The organism is Sphingobium wenxiniae (genome assembly GCF_007830065.1).
GTDB classification, from domain to species: Bacteria; Pseudomonadota; Alphaproteobacteria; order Sphingomonadales; family Sphingomonadaceae; genus Sphingobium; species Sphingobium wenxiniae.
The window spans coordinates 247,527-269,229 of sequence record NZ_VLKK01000002.1 but is presented as its reverse complement, the minus strand read 5'-3'; the positions used below and the strand labels follow the sequence as shown (position 1 = coordinate 269,229).

Annotated in this window: 26 protein-coding genes; 6 read left to right on the top strand and 20 right to left on the bottom strand. The window is 66.2% G+C overall.

Annotated elements, in window-relative coordinates; genetic code table 11:
* Positions 1-4: 4 nt before the first annotated feature.
* Positions 5-268, bottom strand: a complete 264-nt coding sequence (locus tag IQ35_RS03720) for a hypothetical protein (RefSeq protein WP_031291574.1) — start codon at positions 266-268, stop codon at positions 5-7.
* Complete coding sequence (gene argH, locus IQ35_RS03715; RefSeq protein ID WP_145072007.1) at positions 265-1,635, bottom strand: argininosuccinate lyase; 1,371 nt, start codon at positions 1,633-1,635, stop codon at positions 265-267. The genes IQ35_RS03720 and argH overlap by 4 nt, the downstream gene beginning before the upstream one ends.
* Positions 1,636-1,678: 43 nt before the next feature.
* On the opposite strand from argH, the gene IQ35_RS03710 reads away from it, so the two are divergent.
* On the top strand, positions 1,679-2,275 hold the full coding sequence (locus tag IQ35_RS03710; RefSeq protein WP_021245781.1) for a TlpA family protein disulfide reductase: 597 nt from the start codon (positions 1,679-1,681) through the stop codon (positions 2,273-2,275).
* Between the two features lie 82 nt (positions 2,276-2,357).
* On the opposite strand, the gene IQ35_RS03705 is transcribed toward IQ35_RS03710, so the two are convergent.
* The 5 genes from IQ35_RS03705 to IQ35_RS03685 all read right to left on the bottom strand — a co-directional run bounded on the left by IQ35_RS03705 (position 2,358) and on the right by IQ35_RS03685 (position 6,121).
* Positions 2,358-2,534 (bottom strand): Trm112 family protein, encoded by a 177-nt coding sequence (locus IQ35_RS03705; protein ID WP_021245782.1) that lies wholly within the window; start codon positions 2,532-2,534, stop codon positions 2,358-2,360.
* A gap of 10 nt (positions 2,535-2,544) precedes the next feature.
* Positions 2,545-3,159: an LON peptidase substrate-binding domain-containing protein gene (locus IQ35_RS03700; RefSeq protein ID WP_145072006.1), complete on the bottom strand. Its 615-nt coding sequence runs from the start codon at positions 3,157-3,159 to the stop codon at positions 2,545-2,547.
* Between the two features lie 11 nt (positions 3,160-3,170).
* The gene (locus tag IQ35_RS03695; RefSeq protein ID WP_021245784.1) at positions 3,171-4,082 is read right to left on the bottom strand and encodes a tetratricopeptide repeat protein; all 912 of its coding nucleotides are present in this window, start codon (positions 4,080-4,082) and stop codon (positions 3,171-3,173) included.
* Between the two features lie 93 nt (positions 4,083-4,175).
* A complete protein-coding gene (locus tag IQ35_RS03690) occupies positions 4,176-5,021 on the bottom strand; it encodes a MipA/OmpV family protein (protein WP_021245785.1) in 846 nt (281 codons plus the stop codon).
* Positions 5,022-5,230: 209 nt separating this feature from the next.
* Positions 5,231-6,121, bottom strand: coding sequence for a prephenate dehydratase (locus IQ35_RS03685; protein WP_145072005.1), 891 nt, complete (start codon positions 6,119-6,121; stop codon positions 5,231-5,233).
* Between the two features lie 188 nt (positions 6,122-6,309).
* Between IQ35_RS03685 and IQ35_RS03680 the strand changes: the two genes are divergently transcribed.
* The 4 genes from IQ35_RS03680 (at position 6,310) to IQ35_RS03665 (ending at position 8,926) form a co-directional block, all read left to right on the top strand.
* Positions 6,310-6,936, top strand: a complete 627-nt coding sequence (locus tag IQ35_RS03680; protein WP_021245787.1) for a c-type cytochrome — start codon at positions 6,310-6,312, stop codon at positions 6,934-6,936.
* Positions 6,937-7,182: 246 nt separating this feature from the next.
* The gene (locus IQ35_RS03675; RefSeq protein ID WP_145072070.1) at positions 7,183-7,509 is read left to right on the top strand and encodes a HesB/IscA family protein; all 327 of its coding nucleotides are present in this window, start codon (positions 7,183-7,185) and stop codon (positions 7,507-7,509) included.
* Between the two features lie 50 nt (positions 7,510-7,559).
* The gene (xth, locus tag IQ35_RS03670; protein ID WP_145072004.1) at positions 7,560-8,333 is read left to right on the top strand and encodes an exodeoxyribonuclease III; all 774 of its coding nucleotides are present in this window, start codon (positions 7,560-7,562) and stop codon (positions 8,331-8,333) included.
* 71 nt (positions 8,334-8,404) lie between these two features.
* A complete protein-coding gene (locus tag IQ35_RS03665; protein WP_021245790.1) occupies positions 8,405-8,926 on the top strand; it encodes a DUF2239 family protein in 522 nt (173 codons plus the stop codon).
* Between the two features lie 10 nt (positions 8,927-8,936).
* Here IQ35_RS03665 and IQ35_RS03660 read toward each other — a convergent pair whose 3' ends face one another.
* The 5 genes from IQ35_RS03660 to IQ35_RS03645 all read right to left on the bottom strand — a co-directional run bounded on the left by IQ35_RS03660 (position 8,937) and on the right by IQ35_RS03645 (position 12,678).
* Positions 8,937-9,659: an anti-sigma factor family protein gene (locus IQ35_RS03660; RefSeq protein ID WP_145072003.1), complete on the bottom strand. Its 723-nt coding sequence runs from the start codon at positions 9,657-9,659 to the stop codon at positions 8,937-8,939.
* A complete protein-coding gene (locus tag IQ35_RS03655; protein ID WP_021245792.1) occupies positions 9,652-10,176 on the bottom strand; it encodes a sigma-70 family RNA polymerase sigma factor in 525 nt (174 codons plus the stop codon). Before IQ35_RS03655 ends, IQ35_RS03660 begins: the two co-directional genes overlap by 8 nt.
* A 23-nt stretch (positions 10,177-10,199) precedes the next feature.
* Entirely contained in the window at positions 10,200-10,658 is a 459-nt protein-coding gene (locus tag IQ35_RS21385; protein ID WP_242003278.1) for a glycosyltransferase, read from the bottom strand.
* Entirely contained in the window at positions 10,646-11,443 is a 798-nt protein-coding gene (locus IQ35_RS21380) for a glycosyltransferase (protein ID WP_242003277.1), read from the bottom strand. Before IQ35_RS21380 ends, IQ35_RS21385 begins: the two co-directional genes overlap by 13 nt.
* A 77-nt stretch (positions 11,444-11,520) precedes the next feature.
* On the bottom strand, positions 11,521-12,678 hold the full coding sequence (locus tag IQ35_RS03645) for an N-acetyltransferase (protein WP_145072002.1): 1,158 nt from the start codon (positions 12,676-12,678) through the stop codon (positions 11,521-11,523).
* 151 nt (positions 12,679-12,829) lie between these two features.
* On the opposite strand from IQ35_RS03645, the gene IQ35_RS03640 reads away from it, so the two are divergent.
* Complete coding sequence (locus IQ35_RS03640; protein ID WP_031291582.1) at positions 12,830-13,912, top strand: fatty acid desaturase family protein; 1,083 nt, start codon at positions 12,830-12,832, stop codon at positions 13,910-13,912.
* A gap of 77 nt (positions 13,913-13,989) precedes the next feature.
* Here IQ35_RS03640 and IQ35_RS03635 read toward each other — a convergent pair whose 3' ends face one another.
* The 8 genes from IQ35_RS03635 to IQ35_RS03600 all read right to left on the bottom strand — a co-directional run bounded on the left by IQ35_RS03635 (position 13,990) and on the right by IQ35_RS03600 (position 21,691).
* On the bottom strand, positions 13,990-14,607 hold the full coding sequence (locus IQ35_RS03635) for a MarC family protein (protein ID WP_145072001.1): 618 nt from the start codon (positions 14,605-14,607) through the stop codon (positions 13,990-13,992).
* Complete coding sequence (locus IQ35_RS03630) at positions 14,604-15,278, bottom strand: Cif family virulence factor (protein ID WP_145072000.1); 675 nt, start codon at positions 15,276-15,278, stop codon at positions 14,604-14,606. Before IQ35_RS03630 ends, IQ35_RS03635 begins: the two co-directional genes overlap by 4 nt.
* On the bottom strand, positions 15,275-16,168 hold the full coding sequence (folD, locus tag IQ35_RS03625) for a bifunctional methylenetetrahydrofolate dehydrogenase/methenyltetrahydrofolate cyclohydrolase FolD (protein ID WP_145071999.1): 894 nt from the start codon (positions 16,166-16,168) through the stop codon (positions 15,275-15,277). Before folD ends, IQ35_RS03630 begins: the two co-directional genes overlap by 4 nt.
* On the bottom strand, positions 16,165-16,491 hold the full coding sequence (locus IQ35_RS03620; RefSeq protein WP_145071998.1) for a DUF167 domain-containing protein: 327 nt from the start codon (positions 16,489-16,491) through the stop codon (positions 16,165-16,167). The genes folD and IQ35_RS03620 overlap by 4 nt, the downstream gene beginning before the upstream one ends.
* A complete protein-coding gene (locus IQ35_RS03615; protein ID WP_021245800.1) occupies positions 16,488-16,778 on the bottom strand; it encodes a YggT family protein in 291 nt (96 codons plus the stop codon). The genes IQ35_RS03620 and IQ35_RS03615 overlap by 4 nt, the downstream gene beginning before the upstream one ends.
* 111 nt (positions 16,779-16,889) lie before the next feature.
* On the bottom strand, positions 16,890-17,807 hold the full coding sequence (argB, locus tag IQ35_RS03610; RefSeq protein WP_021245801.1) for an acetylglutamate kinase: 918 nt from the start codon (positions 17,805-17,807) through the stop codon (positions 16,890-16,892).
* 222 nt (positions 17,808-18,029) lie between these two features.
* A complete protein-coding gene (locus tag IQ35_RS03605) occupies positions 18,030-19,544 on the bottom strand; it encodes a Ppx/GppA family phosphatase (protein WP_145071997.1) in 1,515 nt (504 codons plus the stop codon).
* Between the two features lie 5 nt (positions 19,545-19,549).
* Positions 19,550-21,691, bottom strand: a complete 2,142-nt coding sequence (locus tag IQ35_RS03600) for an RNA degradosome polyphosphate kinase (protein WP_145071996.1) — start codon at positions 21,689-21,691, stop codon at positions 19,550-19,552.
* Positions 21,692-21,703 lie beyond the last annotated feature (12 nt).

The following is a 21,703-nucleotide window of genomic DNA, read 5'->3' as shown; positions in this document are numbered from 1 at the left end:
GGTCTTATTGCGGGGCGCTTTCGGGCGGCAGATCGAACGGATCGTCGCCGCGTTGCTTCGATTGGGTCAGCAACTCGACATTGCGTTCGGGCCGCGCCTGCGTCGATGGGGTCGTCAAGTCCTGCGCGGTGGGCGCGGTCGCGGCTCCCACCGGCACGGCGGGCATCTTCTGCCCCTCGATGGGCTTCAATGGCTGGCGACCGCCGCAGGACGCCAACGCCACAGCCAGCGCCACCACAGCCAGCCCCTTGCTCCATCGCATCATCATGCTTCCTTCTCCCGCCGCGCCTGCGCGATCCGCTCGCGCACCTGATCGGGCGCGGTGCCGCCGTGGCTTTTCCGGCTGGCGACCGATGCGTCGACCGTCAGCACCGCATAGATGCGCTCATCGATGCGCGGATCAATGGCTTTGAGCGTGTCGATCGGCAGGTCCGCCAATGGCGTCCCGGTTTCCTCCGCCGCCGCCACCGCGCGCCCGGTGATATGATGCGCTTCCCGGAAAGGCACATCGGCTTCCCGCACCAGCCAGTCGGCAAGGTCGGTCGCCGTGGCGAAACCGCTCTCGGCCAGCGCCCGCATCCGGTCCGTGCGGAACGTCACCGTCTCGATCATCCCCGTCATCGCCGCAATGGACAGGCCCAGCAGGTCGTGCGCCTCGAACACCGGCGGCTTGTCATCCTGCATGTCCTTGGAATAGGCGAGCGGCAGGCCCTTCATCGTGACGCAGAGCGCGTTCATGCACCCCATGATCCGCCCCGCATGGCCGCGCACCAGTTCGGCCGCGTCCGGATTGCGCTTCTGCGGCATGATCGAGCTGCCGGTCGAATAGGCGTCGGGCAGCTTCACGAAGCCGAAGGGCTGGCTTGCCCAGATGATGAACTCCTCGGCCAGCCGCGACAGGTGCAGCGCCACTTGCGTCGCCGCCATCAGATAATCGAGCGCAAAGTCCCGATCCGACACGCTGTCGAGGCTGTTGTCGGTCGGCTTGGCGAAACCCAAAGCCGCCGCCGTCGCATGGCGGTCGATGGGAAAGCCCGTCCCGGCCAGCGCCGCCGCGCCCAGCGGACATTCGTTCATGCGGACGCGCGCATCGGCAAAGCGGCTGCGGTCGCGCCGGATCATTTCATGATAGGCCATCAGATGATGCCCCAGCGTCACCGGCTGCGCGGATTGCAGATGGGTGAAGCCCGGCATCACCGCATCCGCATGTTCCTCCGCCCGCTTGAGGAGCGCGTCCTGAAGCGCCGCCAGCCCCGCGTCCACCTCGTCCATCGCGTCGCGCACCCATAGGCGGAAATCGGTCGCCACCTGATCGTTGCGCGAGCGCGCCGTATGCAGCCGCCCCGCCGCCGGACCGATCAGGTCGGCCAGCCGCGACTCTGTGACCATGTGAATGTCTTCCAGGTCGAGGTCGACCGGCACGCCGTCCGCTTCATATTCCGTCGCGATCCGGCTCAGCCCCTCGGTGATCGCCTGCGCGTCCTCGCCATCGACGATGCCCTGTTTGGCCAGCATCGCGACATGCGCCTTGGACCCGGCGATATCCTGTTTCCACAATCGCTTGTCGAACGGGATGGAGGCATTTATCTCCCGCATGATCGAAGCCGGACCCGCCGCGAAGCGTCCGCCCCACATGCTGTTGGAGCCTTCCCCCGTGCGAACTTCCTTACGCTGCGTAATGACACTGCTCCTGCTGGCCGGCCTTGCCGCGTGCGATAGGCAATCGCCGCCTTCGGGGCAAGCGGCACCGAACGCGACTGCGCCCGCGCCGATCACCAGCGGCGAAGCCACCGCGCCGACGGCAAGCGGCAAGGGCGAGTTCAGCTATACACTGGATCGGTCCAAGGCCGGAACCCCCGCGCCCGATCTTAGCTTCCAGACTCTGGACGGCGAAGACACGACGCTCAAGGATTTCGCCGGAAAGCCGCTTCTGGTCAATCTCTGGGCGACATGGTGCGCGCCCTGCATTGCGGAAATGCCGACGCTTGACGCCCTCGCCGCCGCTTACGGACCAAAGGGGCTGAGCGTCCTTGCCGTCTCGCAGGACAGCCAGGGCGCGAAACTGGTGCAGCCTTTTTTCGCGAAACAGGGCCTCCAGCATCTGAAAAGCTGGATCGACCCGGAAAACCAGCTCGGTTTCCACTATGCGACCGGCATGTTGCCCACCACCGTCCTCTACGATGCGCAGGGGAAGGAAATCGCCCGCGTCATCGGCGCAATGGACTGGAACGGCAAGGAAGCCCGCGCATTGATCGCGGAAGCGATGCAGTCCTGATGGTCGGGAGATGTGCGGCATTTCGGCCATGAGCGGACATTCAATGCCCGTCCCACCCATAACGGCCCTCCTATGGCCCCTCCTAAATCCGCCGCGCTTCCCGCGCCAACAGCACCGGCACCCCATCCCGCACCGGATAGGCCAGCCCCGCCGCCTCCGACACCAGTTCGCCCCGCTCCGCGTCCCAGCGCAACGGTCCGCGCGTCACCGGACACACCAGCTTGGCGAGCAGCCATGGATCGACCGGCGGCGCGTTCATTGCCCGCTCCTTACTGCATCGTCGTGCCGCCGTCCCGTTCGGCCCGGCCCACGATCTGCATCAACTGGATGATAAGGTCCGCCCGCGCATTGAGCGTATCCGCCTCCAGCAGCGTCTGCTTGGCGGCGGGGTCGAAGGGCGCGATCTGCGCGATGCCGTTGACCAGCGACTGATCGTCCAACCGCGACACCGCCGTCCAATCCACCACATAGCCCAGCATTTTCGCGAAACGCTGCGATTCCTGCTCCAGCGCGGCACGTTCCACGGCGGACAGCACCTCGTCGGGGTCGGGCGCCTGCTCCACCTCCGCCTCGATCTGACGGAAGGCCGTCCCCACCTCCAGCTCCCGCACCACCCGGAACCGCGCCAGCCCTTTCAGGATGATATTGAACCGCCCGTCCTCCAGCGCCTCGATATGGCTGATATGCCCCAGGCATCCCATGTCGAACAAAGCGGGCTTCAACCCTCTCCCGCGCGGCTGGATCATGCCGATCCGCCGATCCCGCGCCATGGCGTCATGGATCAGCGCCCGATATCGCGGCTCGAAGATATGCAGCGGCAACTCCATGCCCGGCAGCAACAGCGCCCCGGAAAGCGGAAATATCGAGACGCGGGCTTTTGGCATCGGCCGCGCCGTCAGGCGAACAGGATCTGCGACAAGCGCCTGCGCTGCGCCGCGACCCACGGGTCTTCCAGCCCCACCGCCTCGAACAAGGTAAGGAGCTGCGTCCGCGCCGCGCCGTCATTCCATTCCCGGTCGCGCCGCACGATTTCCAGCAGCGCGTCCGCCGCCCCGTCCCGGTCGCCATTGCCCATCAGGCCCGTCGCCAGTTCGAAGCGCGCTTCATGATCGTCGGGATCGGCCGCGACCCGCGCCTCCACGCCGGACAGGTCCGCCACGGGCCGCGCATTGCGCGCGAGGGCGATGGCCGCCCGCGCCCGCTCGACATGCCCGTCCTTCGCGGCTTCGGGGGACAGCGCGTCCAGCACCGCCTCGGCCTCGTCCACCCGCTCCAGCGCCGCGAGCGCCCGCGCGCGGCCCGAAGCGACCTCCGCATTGTCCGCCGCCATCTGCGCGATCTGCTCGAACACGGAAAGGGCGCGCTCATTCTCGCCGCCGGTCAGCAGGTCCTCGCCCATGGCGATCAGCGGCGCGACCTCCTCCGCCTGCGCCTTTTCGTCCGAATCGATGGGAAGCTGGCCCAATATCTGGTCCAGATACTGCTTGAACTGCCCTTCTGTCCGCGCCTGGCTCAGGTCGGCGACGGGCTGGCCCTGGAACACGGCATAGACGGTGGGGATCGACTGCACCCGGAACTGGGCGGCGATGAACTTGTCCTCATCGACGTTGATCTTGACCAGCTTCACGCCCTTGGACGCATAGTCCGCGCAGACCTTCTCGATCACCGGCGCAAGCTGCTTGCACGGCCCGCACCATTCCGCCCAGAAGTCCACGATCACCAGTTGCGTGTGCGACGGCTCCACCACGTCCCGGCGAAACGCCTCTACCGACGCCTTATCGGTGTCGCTCAATCCCAGGGTTGCCACGCTGTCGTCTCCTGCCTCATGCGGTTTTCGCCGCCTCCATACAGCGCAATATGGGAAGCGTCACCCTCTCGCCAAGGGCGCGACGGCAGGATTTCAGAAAGTATAGCCCACGCCCAGCGCGCCGATCCACTGGTTCTTCGACCCCGCGACCGACACGACCGGCGAATCGGCGTAGCGACCCAGCATCCGCGAATATCCGCCCGCCGCGAATATGGCCCACCCCTTGCGGATGTCGCCTGACAGCGATTTGCCCGCGCTCAGGTTGACGCCGATCTTCTTAAACCCGGCCTTGTCGCCCGCGCGACCGTCGATCGGCAGTCCCGACGCGAGGGCGTTCGCGCCATCCACATCGTAATAATAGCGGCCATATCTCTTGCTCACATATTCCGCCGACACGCCCAGGCCGACGAAGGTCGTCATCGACAGCGGCGTCACATATTCGACGGCGGGCGTTATGACATAGCCCTTGTGCGCGCCCGCCACGTCCTTGGCGACTGCGACGCGCGCCGAAAGATTGTCATAGGCGCTGGTGAAGATGCCCGTCTTGCCGATGCCGACGAAGCCGCCCGCTTCCACCGCCACATCCCGCTTGCCCAGCGCGCGGACGGCATCGTCCTTCATCCCCTTGCGGCTGGTGCGGTCCAGCCGCACATTGACCATCGGCCCCAGTTCGAAATCCACTCCGTCGCTGTCGCGATTGGGGATCGCGTCGACATAGAGCGCCGGGCCGCGCGTCCAGAAGGCGAAATCGTGCACCTTGCCCCGCGCCTGCGCGATGGGGATGACGCGATAGTCGTCCGATCCCTCATAGCTAGGGATATAGGCTCCTCCGACCCCGATGGTCAGGCTGCTGTGATCCTCTTCCTGCGCGAAAGCCGGCGGCGCAAGGACAAGCGCTGCGGCCACTGACCCGGCAAAATAAATGGAGCGGCGAATCATAAGTGTGGATTTCCTTCCCTGGCCCCCTCCGTAGAATGTTTGGGGGGAGCCGCAGTTCCAAAGGCGCAAAATCAAGGGAGATTATGTGATGTGCAAACCTGTGTGCCAAATGGCGGTTATGGGTGGATTCCCGCCACTCCTCCGTCATCCCAGCGAAAGGCTGGGATGACGGGCATTAAATGGCGGAAAATGGCCCATAACGGCCCTCCTCAGGTGCGGGGCCGCGCCTGCCGGTAGCTGCCCAGCATCCGCACCCATTTGCTGTGGAACTCCAGTTCGGCGAGCGCCCGGTCGACGGCCGGATCGCCCGGCATCCCTTCGATATCGCAAAAGAACTCGGTCGCGGAAAAGCTCGCGCCGCGCTGATAGCTTTCCAGCTTCGTCATGTTGACGCCGTTGGTCGCAAAGCCCCCCATCGCCTTGTAGAGCGCGGCGGGGACGTTCTTCACCTCGAACAGGAATGTCGTCATGACCGGCCCGACGCCCGCTTGCGGCATGCTGGGTTCATGCGCCAGCACCAGGAAGCGCGTCATATTGTCGTCGCTGTCCTCGATATTCTCCGCCACCAGCCGCAAGCCGTACAGCTCCGCCGCCAGATAGGGCGCGATGGCCCCTTCGCCCGGCGTGCGCGTCTCCGCCACCAGCGCCGCCGCGCCCGCCGTATCGGCATAGGCGACCGGCTGGATGCCCCGCTCGCGCAGATAATGACGGCACTGGCCCAGCGCCTGCGGATGGCTGATCGCGCTTTTGACGGGCGCGGTGTCGGGCGCCATCAGGCAATGGCGGATGCGCAGGAAATATTCGTCGACGATGTGCAGCCCCGATTCGGGCAGCAGGAAATGCATGTCGGCGACGCGGCCGTGCAGGCTGTTTTCGATGGGGATGATCGCGCGCGCGGCCTGGCCGCTGCGCACCGCGTCGATCGCATCCTCGAACGCGAAGCAGGGCAGCGGCACGCAATCGGGCGCGTAGCCGAGCGCGGCCAGGTGCGAATTGGCGCCCGGCGCGCCTTGATAGGCGACGGCCTTCGCCGGATCGGCGGCGGCCTTCTCGCTGAGTTGGGCGACAAGCGCGCGGGCGGGAGCGGGATAGTTTTCCATTGGCGACAGCGCGCTTAAGGAGTTGCGGTCACGCGCGCAAGCATTGAGCGAACCGCCCCAGGGGCTGGAAACGGTCGCTTTTGCCTTCAACCATGCTTGCACGTTCGCGATTGCGCCATTATGGCAGCGCGCTAGAGGGGGCGCGGGTAGCCAGCCGCCAGAACAGAAATTCAAGGGATAGCGAGCGAATGGGCGATCGTTTCAACACCGTTGCAGGGTGGGCGTTGTTTGCGGGGATCATCGCATTGGGCGGTGCTATCGTCAGTTCCCATTATTTCCACAGCGAACGGCCCGAAAAGATGGGCTACGCGATCGAAGGCGTCGAAGCGGAAGGCGAAGGCGGCGGCGACAGCGGCCCCGGCCTCAACACGCTGCTGGCGCAGGCGGACATCGCGGCCGGTGAAAAGGTCTTCGCCAAATGCGCGGCCTGCCACACCGTCAACCAGGGCGGCGCGAACGGCATCGGCCCCAATCTTTTCGGCACGGTGGGCGAGGAAATCGGCCACGGCAAGGCGGGCTTCGCCTTCTCCGACGCGCTTAAGAGCAAGGGCGGCACCTGGACCTTCGAGGCGATGGATCACTGGCTGAAAAGCCCCCGCGAATTCGCGCCGGGCACCAAGATGACCTTTGCGGGCCTGGGCAAGCCGGCTGACCGCGCGAACTTGATCGCGTGGCTCAACACGCAGGGATCGAACCTGCCGCTTCCGGCGGCGGACGCGGCCCCCGCGGCAGCGGAAGGCGACAACGCCACCGCCCCGGCAGAAGGCGCAAACGCCGCCGAAGCCCCGGCCGCGAACGCGACCGCCACGCACTGATCCACGGAGCGGTCCGCCCGCACCGACATCTTAACGAGCGCGGCCGCAAACCGCGCTCGTTTGCTTTTGGGAGCGAGCGCCGGAAAGTCCGTTCAGCCTGCGTTCGCCAAAATCCTGCGCTTGCGACGCGAAGGCATCCAGGCAAATGTCCGCTTCCCACCCAAACCCGCTTTTTCGGGCGTCCCATGAACGCCCATGTCTCTCCTGCCGCTTGCCGGGACCATGGCTCGCCCCTATCTAACCTCCATGGCCGATATCGATCTCACTCCTTCCGCCGCCGCCCGCGTGGCCGCGATTGCCGCCAAGCAGGGCAAGCCCGCCATATTGCGGCTCGCCGTGGACGGCGGCGGCTGTTCCGGCTTCCAGTATCGCTTCGGCCTTGCCGATGGGGTGGAGGCGAATGACGTGACGGCCGAACGGGACGGCGTGACGCTGGTGGTGGACGATGTGAGCATCGATCTGGTCCGCGGGTCGGCGGTCGATTTCGTGTCGGACCTGGGCGGCGCGGCGTTCAAGGTGACGAATCCCAACGCCACCGCCGGTTGCGGCTGCGGCACCAGCTTTTCGATCTGATAGCCAAGGGCGTTTCTTCCCTTTAGGGAGGCTGGCGAGGAGTCACCGCCATGCGTATCGCCACGTTCAACATCAACGGGATCAAGGCGCGCCTGCCGCGCCTGCTGGAGTGGCTGGACGAAACGCGGCCCGACGTCGCCTGCCTTCAGGAGATCAAGACGTCCGACGAAACCTTTCCGGTCAAGGATATCGAGGATGCGGGCTATGGCGCGATCTGGCACGGGCAGAAGGGGTTCAACGGCGTCGCTATCCTGGCGCGCGGCGAAACGCCGGCGGAGGTCCGCCGGGGCCTCGACGGCGAGCCGGAGGACGAGCACAGCCGCTATATCGAAGCCGATGTGAAGGGCGTGCGGGTCGCCAGCATCTACCTGCCCAACGGCAACCCGCAGCCCGGCCCGAAATTCGATTACAAGCTGCGCTGGATGCAGCGATTGCGGACCCGCGCGGCGGAGATATGGGCAGAGGAAGTGCCCGCCATCCTCGCGGGCGACTACAATGTCATCCCGCGCGACCGCGACGTCTATTCCGTGAAGGCCATGGCCGGCGACGCGCTGATGCAGCCGGAAAGCCGCGCCGCCTATCGCCGCCTGCTGGGCGACGGATGGACCGACGCGATTCTCAGCCGCCATCCGGCAGGGGGCGTGTGGACGTTCTGGGATTATCAGATGAACGCCTGGCCGCGCGACGCGGGTTTCCGCATCGATCATCTGCTGCTCAGCCCCGCCGCCGCCGACCGCCTGGTCGACGCACAGGTGGACAAGGATTTCCGGGGCCGGGAAAAGGCCAGCGACCATGCGCCGACCTGGGTGGAGCTGCGGGGCTGATATTTTTACCCGGATTATAATTGACGGAATTAAACCCGGATAATAAATGGCGTGCCGAAGGAGATTTCGGCATGACGCGCACATTGACGGCCTTTGCGGGCGAAACATGGATCGCGACGGGCGACGAGGATGAAGTTCGGGCGGCGCTCAACGCCATGGGCGAGGACGCGCAGAATATCCTGCTGTTCGACGATGCGACCGGGCGGCAGACGGATATCGACCTGCGCGGCTCCGCGCCGGAAGCGCCGCGAGGGCGGGGGCGGCCCAGGCTGGGCGTGCAGCCGCGCGAAGTGACGCTGCTCCCCCGGCATTGGGATTGGCTGGCGGCGCAGCCCGGCGGGGCTTCGGCCACCTTGCGGCGATTGGTCGAAACGGCGCGCAAGGAGGGCGCGGACAAACCCTCTCCCCGCGCTGCGATGGATGCGGCCTATCATTTCCTCACCGTGATGGCGGGCGACCGGCCCGGCTATGAGGACGCGATGCGGGCGCTCTATGCGAAGGACAAGGACGCGTTCGAAGTGGCCTGCGCCTCATGGCCCCGCGCGATCCGCGACCATGGCGCGGCGCTGGCGGAGGGCGCTTTCCCGGCCTGATCCGGTTCCATCAGGACCAATGCCGGGCAAGCGCCTCGGCGGTGGCGTCGATCGCGCCAGGCTCTTCCTCCCCGGTCAGGGCATAGGACATCTCGCCGCGCCGCCAATAGGCCACCGATTGTTCGCCTTCGCGGATGGCATCGGGGCGTTCGGGCGCGTCGGTCTTCTCCCGCACGGCAAAGATCGACAGCTTCTGCCCTTCCTGCGTCTTCACCGCGACGAGCAGCCCCGGCCCCTTGGCGGTGGGGAAAAGCTGCACGTCCGTCACGGCCCAGTCCCGGGGGAATTTCGGCATCGCTATGCGGGTCCGCAGCGCGATTTCCTGCGAATCGAAATGCGGGGTTTCCTCCTGCGAAGCCATATGCGCCCGCATCATCGCGATGCGATGCGACGCGACGGCATAGTTCACATAGCCCGGCGGCCCCTCGGTCACGACGAAAAAGGCAAGCGCGGCGGCCGCCAGCCCGGCGGTCGATGCCCCCAGAGGCAGGGCGCGCCGCCACAATGGCCTGCGCCCGCGCAGATGCGCGGCCAGCACCTTCAAGCCGTGCGCGGCGGGCGCGGTGTCCCGCGTCAACAAGCCGAGCGCGCTGCGGATGCTGAGGTCGCCCATGACCCGCGCGGCCAGCACCGGATGACGCGACAGATGCGTTTCCACGGCAAAGCATCGCCCAGTGTCGAGTTCTCCGTCGATATAGGCGTGGATTTCCAGATCCGTCGGCTCTTCAGTCATCGCGTCCTCCAACCAGCCGCAGACCGGGCCGTTTTCCCTGTTGCTCTTCCGCGCCTTCCCGTAACGCCGCGCGGGCACGCCACAGCCGCGACATCACGGTGCCCAACGGGATGCCCAGCGCCTCCGCCGTCTCCTGATAGCTCAGCCCCTCCACCGCGACCAGATGCAGCACCATGCGATAACGGTCCGGCAAAGCGGCGAAATCGCGCGCGATTTCGGCGAGGCGCGCGCGTTCCTCTTGCTCCGGGCCGATGCGGTCCATCATCGTTTCGGCGAAGCGATCGTTGCGCCGCGCCTCGGCTGCCTCGCGCCGCTTGGCGGAAACGAAGACATTGTAAACGATGGCGAGCAGCCAGGGACGGCGGCGGCGTTCGGGCCTGTAGGTCGCGCTCCGTTCGATGGCGCGGACAAGCGCGTCCTGCACCACATCGTCCGCATCCTGATCGTCGCGGGTGAGCGAACGCGCATAGCGGCGCATGGCCAGCAGATCAGCGGCGATGTCGGATCGATCGTCCATGCGCGGCATCCTTCATGCACCCATCATGCCGCCTGCTCCACGGCCGGGGCAAGGGGGATGTGCAGGACATGGCAATATGCGGCGGCGACGTCCTCCAGCACATCGCTCCAGCGATGCCGTATGGCCGCCGCCGCCGCAGCGGCGCGCACCGTCCGGCGCCGCTTCTCGTCGGTCATCAGGCCGACGACCGCATCCACATAAGCCTCAGCCTGGCCGGCGGGGACCAGCAGGCCGGTTTTCCCGTCCGCGATCAGCGCCGACGCGCTGGCGATATCCGCCGACACCACGGCAAGGCCGGACGCCATCGCCTCCAGATTCACATTGCCGAACGCCTCCGTGACACTGGGGTTGATGAGGATATCGGCGCTCGCTACCGCCCGGCCCAACGCCGCGCCCGACAGGTGGCCCATGAAGGTGGCATTGGGCATCCGCTCCGCCAGCCAGCCGCGCGCGGGGCCTTCCCCGACGATCAGAGGCCGCACCTGATGGCCCTGCGCGCGGATCCGGGCAATGGCCTCGCAAAGATGCCCAGCCCCTTTTCCAGCACCAGCCGCCCGAAGAAGAGCGGCACGACTTCCTCCGGCATATATCCGTGGGCAGAGCGGATTCCTTCGTCGCGCAGGTGCGGGCCGAACAGGGCGGGATCGACGCCCCTGCCCCAGATCGACACCTTGTCCTCTCCGTGGCGTCCGACCATTTCCCGCGCGATGGGCGCTGTGGGGGCCAATATATGATCGCTCTCGCCATAGAAGCGGTCGAGATAGGCTTCGACCATCGGCCGCAGCAGGCCCACGCGATAATAGTCGAGATAGGTTTCGAAGCGCGTGTGCAGGCTTGCCACGACCGGGATACCGTGGCGGCGGGCATGTTTCTGCGCCTGCCGCCCCAGCAGGTCCGGCGCGGAAAGATGGACCACGTCCGGCGCGAAATCGTCGAAGTCGCGCGCGGCGGCGCTGGTGAAGCCCAGCGCCAGCCGGTATTCCGGCCGGCCGGGGATGCTGAGCGACCGGACGGAGCGGATGTCGCCGACCGAATCGAACGCCTTGCGCGGCGCGGTGGGCGAATAGATGCGAACCTGCGCGCCCACCCGGTCCATCAAATAGGCGACCAGCCGGTTCAGCGCCTGATTGGCGCCGTCGCGCACGCAGTCGTAATTGCCGGAGAACAGCGCCACGCGCAGCGGCCGTCCCATCGTGCGGCGAAGCGCGATGGCGCAGCCGGATCGGTGCGATGCGGCGGCGCGGATGTCGGCGAAATGACTCGTCATGACCTGCTTATGGCTGGCGCGCGGAATTTATTCCCGCGCGCACGCGCATCCATTGTGAATAAAGCCCGGAAAGGGCGTCAAAGCGCCTTTTCGTAGATCTGGTAGACCTTGTTCACCTTGCTCCCGATGGCGTCGGCGATGGCGTTCATGCCTTGATTGTCGTCCAGCACCCAGCCGATCTCGCCCCGGCTCGCGCCATAGCGGGCGACCGCGTTGCGGCGGATATATTCGATCATCATGAAGGCGAGTTGGCTGGCGAGGCGCGACGCCTGCAACCGCTGGACCACGCCCATCAGCGGCACGCGCATGGTCCGGACCTGGGGATTGCGCAGCCACCAGAGCAGCTTCGCCCAGCCGAAGGGGAAAAGCGAGCCGTTCAGCGGCCGGATCGCTTCATTGAGATCGGGCAGCGTGATCATGAAGGCCACCGGCTCCCCTTCCAGTTCGGCGACCATGATAAGGTCTTCGCGCACGATCGGCTTCAACTGCTTGCCGAAATGTTCGACCTCATGGTCAGTGATCGGCACGAAGCCCCAATTATTGCCCCATGCATCGTTGAGGATGCGCAGGATGACGGCGGCTTCCTCGTCGAATTTCGACTTGTCTACGGGCCGGATGCGGATGCGGGCATTCTTCTCGCCCGATGCGATGATGCGCTGGATCAGCGGCGGGAATTCCTGCGTGATGTCGAGTTCATAGGTCTTGAGCTGCTTGACCGGCCGATAGCCCGCGCCCTCGATCATCGCCCGATAGGCGGGGCTGTTGTGGCCCATCATCACCGTGGGCGCATGGTCGAACCCCTCGATCAGCAGCCCCGGCTCTTCCCAGATGGAAAGGGAGATCGGGCCGACCACGCGGGTCATGCCCTTGGTCCGCAGCCAGCCTTCCGCCGCGCGGATCAGCGCCGCGCCGATTTCCGCATCCCCCGCCTCGAACAGGCCGAAATTGCCGGCGCCCGGCCCCATGCCCTGCTCCGCCGGCATGGAATGCGCCAGGCGGTCGAAATGCGCGGAGATGCGCCCCACCACCTTCTGCCCGCGCCGGGCGAGGAAATATTGCGCCTCGGCATGATCGAAAAAGGGATTCCTGGCGGGGCTGATGATACCGTGGACCTCGCTCTTGAGCGGCGGCACCCAATGCGGGTCCTCGACGTAAAGCCGCCACGGCAGATCGACGAACGCCTTCAGTTCGCTCTTGGAAGAGACGGGGGAAATCACCAGATCATGAGACGCCACGGCTGACCGCTTTCGCTGAGAGGAAGCGGAGCAGTTCGACGCTTGGGCGTCGATTGTCAATCGGTTGTCACCGTCCGCCATGGCCGCAACGGGGCGAATATGTCACGTTGCTGCCACGATCTCAGCGCATTTGATCTTTAGGAAGGCCAGCATGACTGTGCATGACCCCGTTCTTGCCACCGGGCACCGGATGCCCGAAGCGCAGGCCCGCAAGCCGATACCCGACGACGCGGCGATGCTGCGCGCCGCCGCTGAATTGACGCGCACGCTGTCGACCGCCAATCCCGCGATCTACTGGCCCGATTTCCTTGCGTCCGCGCTGCTGGGCTATGCCGCGCTGGCGGGGGCGATGCTGTTCGGAAGCACGGCGCTGGCCGTGGCTTCGGGACTGGTGGCGATGCTGGCGCTCTATCGCGCGGCGAGCTTCATCCATGAGCTGACGCATATCCGCGCGGGCGCGCTTCCGGGCTTCCGCTTCGCATGGAATCTGCTGGTCGGCATCCCGCTGATGATCCCCTCCTTCCTCTATGAGGAGGTGCATACCCAGCATCATGCCCGCACCCGCTACGGCACGGGGCAGGACCCGGAATATCTGCCGCTCGCGCTGATGAAGCCCTGGTCGCTGCCGCTGTTCATCATCGTGGCGGCGCTGGCGCCTGTCGGCCTTATCCTGCGCTTTGGTGTGCTGACGCCGCTGTCGGTCCTCGTCCCGCCGCTGCGCCGCGTGGTGCAGGAGCAATATTCGGCGCTGTCGATCAACCCCGCCTATCGCCGCCGTCCGCCCGAAGGCGCGTTCGCGCGGCAATGGGCGTGGCAGGAAGCGGGCGCCTGCATCTTCGCGCTGGCGCTGGTGGGCAGCGTGTTCGTCTTCGGGTGGAAGCCGCTGCTGGTCTATATGGCCGTGCATTCGGGCATGACCGTCATCAACCAGCTCCGCACGCTGGTCGCCCATCTCTGGGAGAATGAGGGCGACGCGATGACGGTGACGGCGCAATATCTCGATTCGGTCAATGTGCCGCCCCCTTCGCCTCTGGCCGCGATCTGGGCGCCGGTGGGGCTGCGCTACCATGCGCTGCATCACCTGCTGCCGAGCGTGCCTTATCATGCGCTGGGCGAGGCGCACCGCCGCCTGATCGGCACGCTGGAGACCGATTCGCCCTATCATCGGGGGAACTACCGGGGAATGCTGCCGCTGGTCGGCAAGATCGCGCGGAGCACGATGACACGGCGCTGAGCGGCGGGAGCCTGGAGAAGAAAGGCGGTCTTGGCCGGCCCTTCTTTCAAACGGGAATGGCTGCTCGAACCCGCATTTCAAAGGCTCGATTTCAGCCCGTCGATCACGAACTGCGCCGCCAAAGCCGCCAGCAGCACGCCCAGCAAACGGGTAATCACCGCCTCGATCTTCTGCCCCAGCAGCGCCATGATCGGCCCCGCCGCCAGCAGCGATCCCAGCATCATCACCAGCGTCAGCCCCACCGCGCCCAGCACCACCAGCCTTTCGGTCATGCCTTCGGCGCGCGACATCATCAGCATCACCGTCGCGATGGAACCCGGCCCCGCGATCATCGGCATCGCCATGGGAAAGACGGAGACGTCCTCCACCTGCGGCGTCTCGGCGACCTTCTGTGCGCGATTCTCCCGCCGCTCGGTTCGCTTTTCGAACACCATGTCCATGGCGATCATGAACAGCATGATCCCGCCCGCGATGCGGAAGCTGTCCAGCTCGATGCCCAGGATATGGAGCAACTGCTTACCCCACAGGGCGAAGATCAACAGGATCGCCGCCGCGATGCCCACCGCGCGAATCGCCATGCTCCACCGCTGCGCCGCGCTCGCGCCAGTGGTGAGGCTCGCATAGATCGGCGCGCAGCCCGGCGGGTCGATCACCACGAACAGCGTCACGAAAGCGGAAAGGAAAAGCTCGCTCATGATGCCGGCGCTCCCACCCTGTCGTCGATCACCGTTTCATAATCCGCCCCGGTCCATATCCGCACGGTGACATGGCGGCTGCCGTCGCCCGCCACATCGGCGGACCAGGTCAGGCTTTCGTCCACGGGCACGGACGGCGGCGCATTGCCCTTGCGCCTCGGCGGCGAGACGTCAGGCGCCGCCTGCCCTTCGCCCGGCCCGCGCCGCTTGCAGGTTGCGACCTTGCCGGTCAGATATTCCGGCGCTTCCCGCGGACTGGCCAGCGTGTCGCCATGGTCCATGATCCACTTCCACGCGCCTTTCTTGTCGCGTCGCCAGACGGTCGTAAAATAGCCGATCGATCCGTCCGGCCGCTTCCAGTTGCCCGTGCTCGCCGCCAGCCGCCCGTCGCACGACACATAGACGATGGACGGCGACCATTGCACCGATGCAGGCGGATCGGCCTGTTTCCTGAGCCACTCCTTCGCCAACACGCGCTGCGGCACGAACATCACCGCATCCTCCGCTGAGGTTTCGCGAAAGGCGGTCCATTGCCCTTTCGCCTGCGCCAGCCGGTTGAAGGCGATCTCCGCCGCAATCACGGAACTGGGATCGGGCTGGAACCGCATCGGCGGGCGCGCGCCGACCAGCGCGAACGCACTGGCCAGCAGGAGCGCCGCGCGTGCCTTCACAAGCCCTCCGGCCTGGGCAACCCCGCCCGCGCATGGGCCGCGACCAGCGTGTTCCGCAGTAGCACCGCGATGGTCATCGGCCCGACGCCCCCCGGCACCGGCGTGATGGCGCGCACATGGGCCAGCGCTTCGGCGGTCGCGACGTCGCCCACGATCCGGCTCTTGCCGTCCTCGGTATCGACCACGCGGTTGATGCCAACGTCGATCACGGTCGCGCCGGGCTTGATCCATTCGCCCTTCACCATCTCCGCGCGCCCGACCGCCGCGACCACGATGTCGGCGCGATGCACCACGCTGGCGATGTCGCGGGTGCGGCTGTGCGCGATGGTGACGGTGCAGTTTTCCGCGAGCAGCAACTGCGCCATCGGCTTGCCCACGATATTGGAGCGCCCGACCACCACGGCTTCCAGTCCGCCAAGTTCGCCCAGCTCGTCCTTCAGCAGCATGATGCAGCCCAGTGGCGTGCAGGGCACCAGCGCCTCCTGCCCCGTCGCGAGCCGCCCCGCATTGACGACATGGAACCCGTCCACATCCTTGTCCGGGCTGATCGCGGCGATCACGGAAGCCTCGTCGATATGCTTCGGCAGCGGCAACTGGCACAATATGCCGTCGATCCGCTCGTCCGCGTTCAGTTCCTCGATCAGGTCGAGCAGTTCTTCCTCGCCGATGGTCGCGGGCAGCTTGAACTCGAAGCTTTCCATGCCCGCCGCGAGCGTCATCTTGCCCTTGTTGCGGACATAGACCGAGCTTGCCGGGTCCTCGCCCACCAGCACCACGGCCAGCCCCGGCTTGCGCCCGGTCTTTTCCGCGAAGGCCGCCACGCCTTCGGCCACCTGCGCCCGCAGCGCGGCCGCGAAGCCCTTGCCGTCGATGATCTTGCCGATGGTCATGCCTGTCCCTGCTCCTCGATCATGGCGGAAAGACGCTGGAGCGCCGCCGCTTCGCCGGCGCCCTTCATCCGCAGCCGCTTTAGCCGGTTGGTGTCGCCCGATTCCACTAAAATCGCGCTTTTGGGCCAATCCAGCCGCTTGCCCAGCAAAGCGACCAGCGCGGCATTGGCCTTGCCCTTTTCCGCCACGGCCCGCACGCGGGCACTCAGCCAAAGCGCGCCCTTCTCATCCGTCCAGACGCCGCCAATCTCTTCCCGCGCCGCGCCCGGCGTCAGCCTGACGCGCAGCAGCAGGTCGTCACCGTCGCGACTCCAGACGGTCACACCAGCCCGAACAGCGGCGGCAATATCGCCTGCCGGATGATGAGGATCGCCAGCAGCACCACCATCGGCGACAGGTCGAGCGCGCCCAGATCCGGCATAACCTTACGGATCGGATTGTATATCGGCGCGGTGATCCGGTCGAGCGCGATCATGATGGTGCGGACCACGTCGCTATGGGTGTTGATGACGTTGAAGGCGATCAGCCAGCTCATGATGGCCTGGATGATGATGACCCACCACAACACGTCGAGCAGGATGACGATGATCTGATAGAGCGCGTAGGCCATGAAGTCTCCGATATGCTGGATGTTTGCTCTAGCCGAGGCAGACGCCACGCGACAAGCCGCCAGCACCGCTTATTCCGCCAACGGCCGCTTGCTGTCGCCGGAAAGCCTGTCTCAGCGGCGGACCAGCGTGCCCGCGCCCCGATCCGTGAAGATTTCGAGCAGCATCGCATGGGGCACCCGCCCGTCCAGGATGACGGCGGCGTCCACCCCGCCTTCCACCGCCTTCACGCAGGTTTCCAGCTTCGGGATCATGCCGCCGCTGATCGTGCCGTCCTCCTGCAATCCCCTGATCGCCTGCGGGTCGAGATCGGTGAGGAGCTGCCCTTCCTTGTCCAGCACCCCCGCCACGTCGGTCAGCAGGAAAAAGCGCGACGCGCCCAACTCCGCCGCGATCGCGCCCGCCATGGTGTCGGCGTTGACATTATAGGTATGGCCGTCCGCGCCGATGCCCACGGGCGCGACCACCGGGATGATGCCGTCCCCCGACAGCGTGTCGAGGATGCGGCGGTCGACCTTCACCGGATCGCCGACGAAGCCCAGGTCCACATGCCGCTCGATCCCGCTATTGGGATCGGGCGCGCGGGAACCGCCCACTTTCTCGCACAGCACCAGCCCGCCGTCCTTGCCGGAAATGCCGACCGCGCGGCCGCCCGCGCCGGAAATCCAGCCGACGATTTCCTTGTTGATGGAACCTGCCAGCACCATTTCGGCGATATGCGCGGTTTCCGCGTCGGTCACGCGTAGGCCGTTGACGAAACGCGATTCGACGCCCAGCTTCTTGAGCATCGCGCCGATCTGCGGCCCGCCGCCATGGACGACGACGACGTTGATGCCAACCGCCTTCATGAGGACCACATCCTCCGCGAAGTCGCGCGCGGCTTCGGGATCGCCCATGGCATGACCGCCATATTTGACCACAAAGGTCTTGCCCGCATAGCGCTGCATATAGGGCAGCGCCTCGACAAGGGTTTCGGCCTTCGCGAGGAGCGCGGGATCGGGAGCGTGCTTATTGTCCATGCGCGCGCGCATAAGGATAAAGGACCGCCACCGCAAGTTTACGCGGCCCCTCCCCCCGCTTCATCGGCGCTTATGCAGTGCGCGAACCCCGATCCCGCGACGGATTGCTTCCGGCCGGAAGCAGGCATTTCCCCCGTCAGCCCAGCTTTCGCTGGGGTGATGGAAGAAAGAGGGCCTACGCAACGTCCATCCCTCCACCCAACCCCTTGTCCGCATCACCGGTCCGCGCAGCGGTCAGGGTGTCAGGCGATGCCGGATGCCCATGGCGTGCGCCAACTGGCGGAGCCGTCTTTCGACCGCTTCGCCCAGCAGGTCCCGGTCCTCGCCCCGCAAGATCAGTTCCAGCACGTCGCCCTTCCGATCCAGCCGGGACACGGCCAGCGGTCCTTCCATGCCGCCTGAAAGCCTCTGGCCCAGACGGATCGCCAGCCCCCACAGCATGGCGCGTTGCAATGCCTCGGGCGAAGCCAGGCGGTCCAGTCCGCCCGGAACCTGCGTCCCACCACCGAAATTGCTGTAAAGCGCCTGCGCCAGCATGGCCCGCTCCGGCACGGTGATGCCGGCCCAATTGCTGTGCAGGGCAATCTCCACGCCCCGCTCCGCCCGGAAATCCGGATTGGCGCGCCAGCCGACGTCCGCCAGCAGGCAGGCAGCGCGGCGGATTCGGCGGTCGTCCGCATCATCGTCGTGGAACAGCGGCGCGATCCAGCGTTCGATCATGTCGCCATGGCCGCGAAAGCGCGCCTGCGCCTCCCCTTCCGCCTCCGCCGCGACCAGCAGCGGATCATGCCCGCGCAGGGAAGCGGGCATATCCTCGAACAGCAATCCCTCCCGCAGGCCATAGGCCGAAACGACCAGTCTGCCCGCCTTCAGCCGGCGCACGACGACAGACAGCAGCGCCGCCGCGTCCGGCAGGGTCGGCACGCGCGATCCGGTGATGGCCGGAATTTCCTTCAGCCGCGCCTTGCCGACATGGGACACGATCCGCGTCAGTTGCGCGGCCCGTTCGGCCGGCATCTCATATTGATGCACCACCGGCAGCGGAAAGTGCGTCGCCTGCATGTCGAACCGCGCCAGCGCGCGCCATGACCCGCCCACCATGTAAAAGGGCAGGCCCGGCTCGGGTGTCCAGCCTGCCTTGTCCAGCATCTTCGCCAGCAGCCGCTCCAGCGCCTTCGGCCCCCTGGCCCGGATCTGCGGCAGGCGCAGCACGCCCAGCGGCAGCGACACCGTCTGATGCACCGCCCCGTCCCGCACCCGCGCCAGCTCCAGGCTGCCGCCGCCCAGATCGCCCACGATGCCGTCCGCGCCGGGAATGCCCGACAGCACGCCATAGGCCGCGCCGATCGCCTCGCGCCCGCCGGACAACAACTCGACGTCCAGGCCCAGCGCCTGCGCCCGCGCGATGAACTCCGGGCCGTTGGTCGCGTCGCGCACCGCCGCCGTCGCGACACAGCGTATGGTGGCGACCTTCATTTCGCGGCACAGATGGGCAAAACGCCCCACGGCCCGCAGCCCGCGCTCCATCGCCTCCGGTTCGATCCGCCCGGTCTTCGCCAGCGACGCGCCCAGTCCCGCCATCACCTTTTCATTGAACAGGGTGAAGGGGATGCGGCGCGGCCCGTCATAGACGACCAGGCGCACGCTGTTGGACCCGATGTCGATGATCGCCGTCCGCGCGGTGGCAGGTTCTGGAGAAGTCACCATGGTTTGGGCAACCTCCCTGACGCGGCTCAGCATGGAATTCATGGGGATCAGCCTGCCCGCGCGCGCAGCCGCAGCGTCGGCACCGCCTCGCTGTCCAGCGCCGCGCCGCGCCCAGACAGCGACGGATTGGTCATGAAATAACGGTGCAGGTTGAAGGGCCGGTCGCCCGCCTCGACCCGCCTATAGTGGCCGTCGCTCGACAATTCCCAGCTTTGCTCGGTGTCGATCAGATTGGCGACCATCACCTGATCAAGGATCTGGTCATGCACCGTCGGATTTTCGATGGGTGCAAGGAACTCGACCCGCCGGTCGAAATTGCGCGGCATCCAGTCCGCCGAACTGATGAAGATTTTCGCGCCGTTGTTGGGCAGCGCCTTGCCGTTGCCGAACACGGTGATGCGGCTGTGCTCCAGGAAGCGCCCCACCACCGACTTGACCCGGATATTCTCCGACATGCCCGGAACGCCGGGCCGCAGGCAGCATATGCCCCGCACGATCAGGTCGATCTCGACCCCGGCATTGCTGGCGGCATAGAGTTTTTCGATGATCGCCGGATCGACCAGGGAGTTCATCTTGGCCCAGATCGTGCCGGGCCGCCCGGCGCGGACATGCTCGATCTCCGCGTCGATCAGGTCGCACAGGCGGTTCCGCAGGTCGCGCGGCGACATCACCAGCTTTTCAAGGCTCTGCGGCTCTACATAGCCGGTGATGTAGTTGAACAGCGCCGCGGCGTCCCGGCCAAAAGCGGGATCGGCGGTGAAAAAGCTCAGATCCGTGTAGATGCGCGCCGTCACCGGATGATAATTGCCCGTGCCGAAATGGCAATAGGTGCGGAACTGCTCGCTCTCGCGCCGGACGACCATGGACACCTTGGCATGGGTTTTCCAGTCGATGAAGCCATAGACCACCTGCACGCCCGCGCGTTCCAGCGCGTCGGCCCACATCAGGTTCTGCTCCTCGTCGAAACGGGCCTTCAATTCCACCACCGCCGTCACCGACTTGCCCGCCTCCGCCGCGTCGATCAGCGCGCGGATGATCGCGGACTGCTTGCCCGCGCGGTAGAGCGTCTGCTTGATCGCCACCACATCGGGGTCGGATGCCGCTTGTTTCAGGAACGAAACGACCACGTCGAACGCTTCATAGGGATGGTGGACAAGGATATCCTTCGCCCGGATCGCGGCAAAGCAATCCCCGCCATATTCGCGGATGCGTTCCGGGAAGCGCGGCGCATAGGGTTCGAACTTCAAATCCGGCCGGTCCTCGTCGACGATGCCCGACAGGTCGCCGATGCCCACGAACCCCTCGACCTCCGCGATGAACGCCTCATGCCCCTGGAGCATGTCCTGCAACATCTCCTCGACCGGCTCGGGGATGCGTTCCTCTATCTCCATGCGGATCACGCGCCCGCGCCGCCGCCGCTTGATCGCGCTGCGGAAATAGCGGACCAGATCCTCCGCCTCTTCCTCGATCTCGATATCGCTGTCGCGGATGATGCGGAACACGCCGCTGTTGCGGACGCGATATCCGGGGAACAGGTCGGCGGAATAGCGCCGGATCACCGCCTCCAGCGCCATGTAGCGCGCCGGATCGCCGGGCAGGCGGACGAAGCGGGCGAGCGAGGAGGGGATCATCACCAGTTCGCGGATCGGCTGCTTGTCCGACAGGCGCTCCAGATCGAAGACGATCGACAGCCCCTGATTGGGGATGAAGGGAAAAGGATGCGCCGGGTCCAGCGCCTGCGGCGTCAGGATCGGGAAGATCTGCGTCAGGAAATGATGGCGCAGCCAGCTTTCGCAATGGGGGTCCAGCGGACAGGATGGGCCGATCACCTCTATTCCCACCTGCGTCAGTTCGCCATGCAGCGCCCCCCATACCTTCTGCTGCGCCGCCATCAGCCGCGCCGTTTCATCGGTGATCGCGGCCAGTTGCTGCGCCGGGGTCAGCCCGTCGGCGGAACGCATGTCCACGTCCTGCAACTGCTGCCCCTTGAGGCCCGCGACGCGCACGCTGAAGAACTCGTCCAGATTCGCGCCCGAAATCGACAGGAAGCGCAGCCGTTCCAGCAGCGGATGCGCCCGGTTCATCGCTTCTTCCAGCACCCGCTGGTTGAAGCCCAGCCAGCTCAGCTCCCGGTTGAAATAGCGGTCGCCGGGCAGGGTAAGGCTGGCGGAGGGATCAGCTTCGGCCACAAAAGTCTCGCA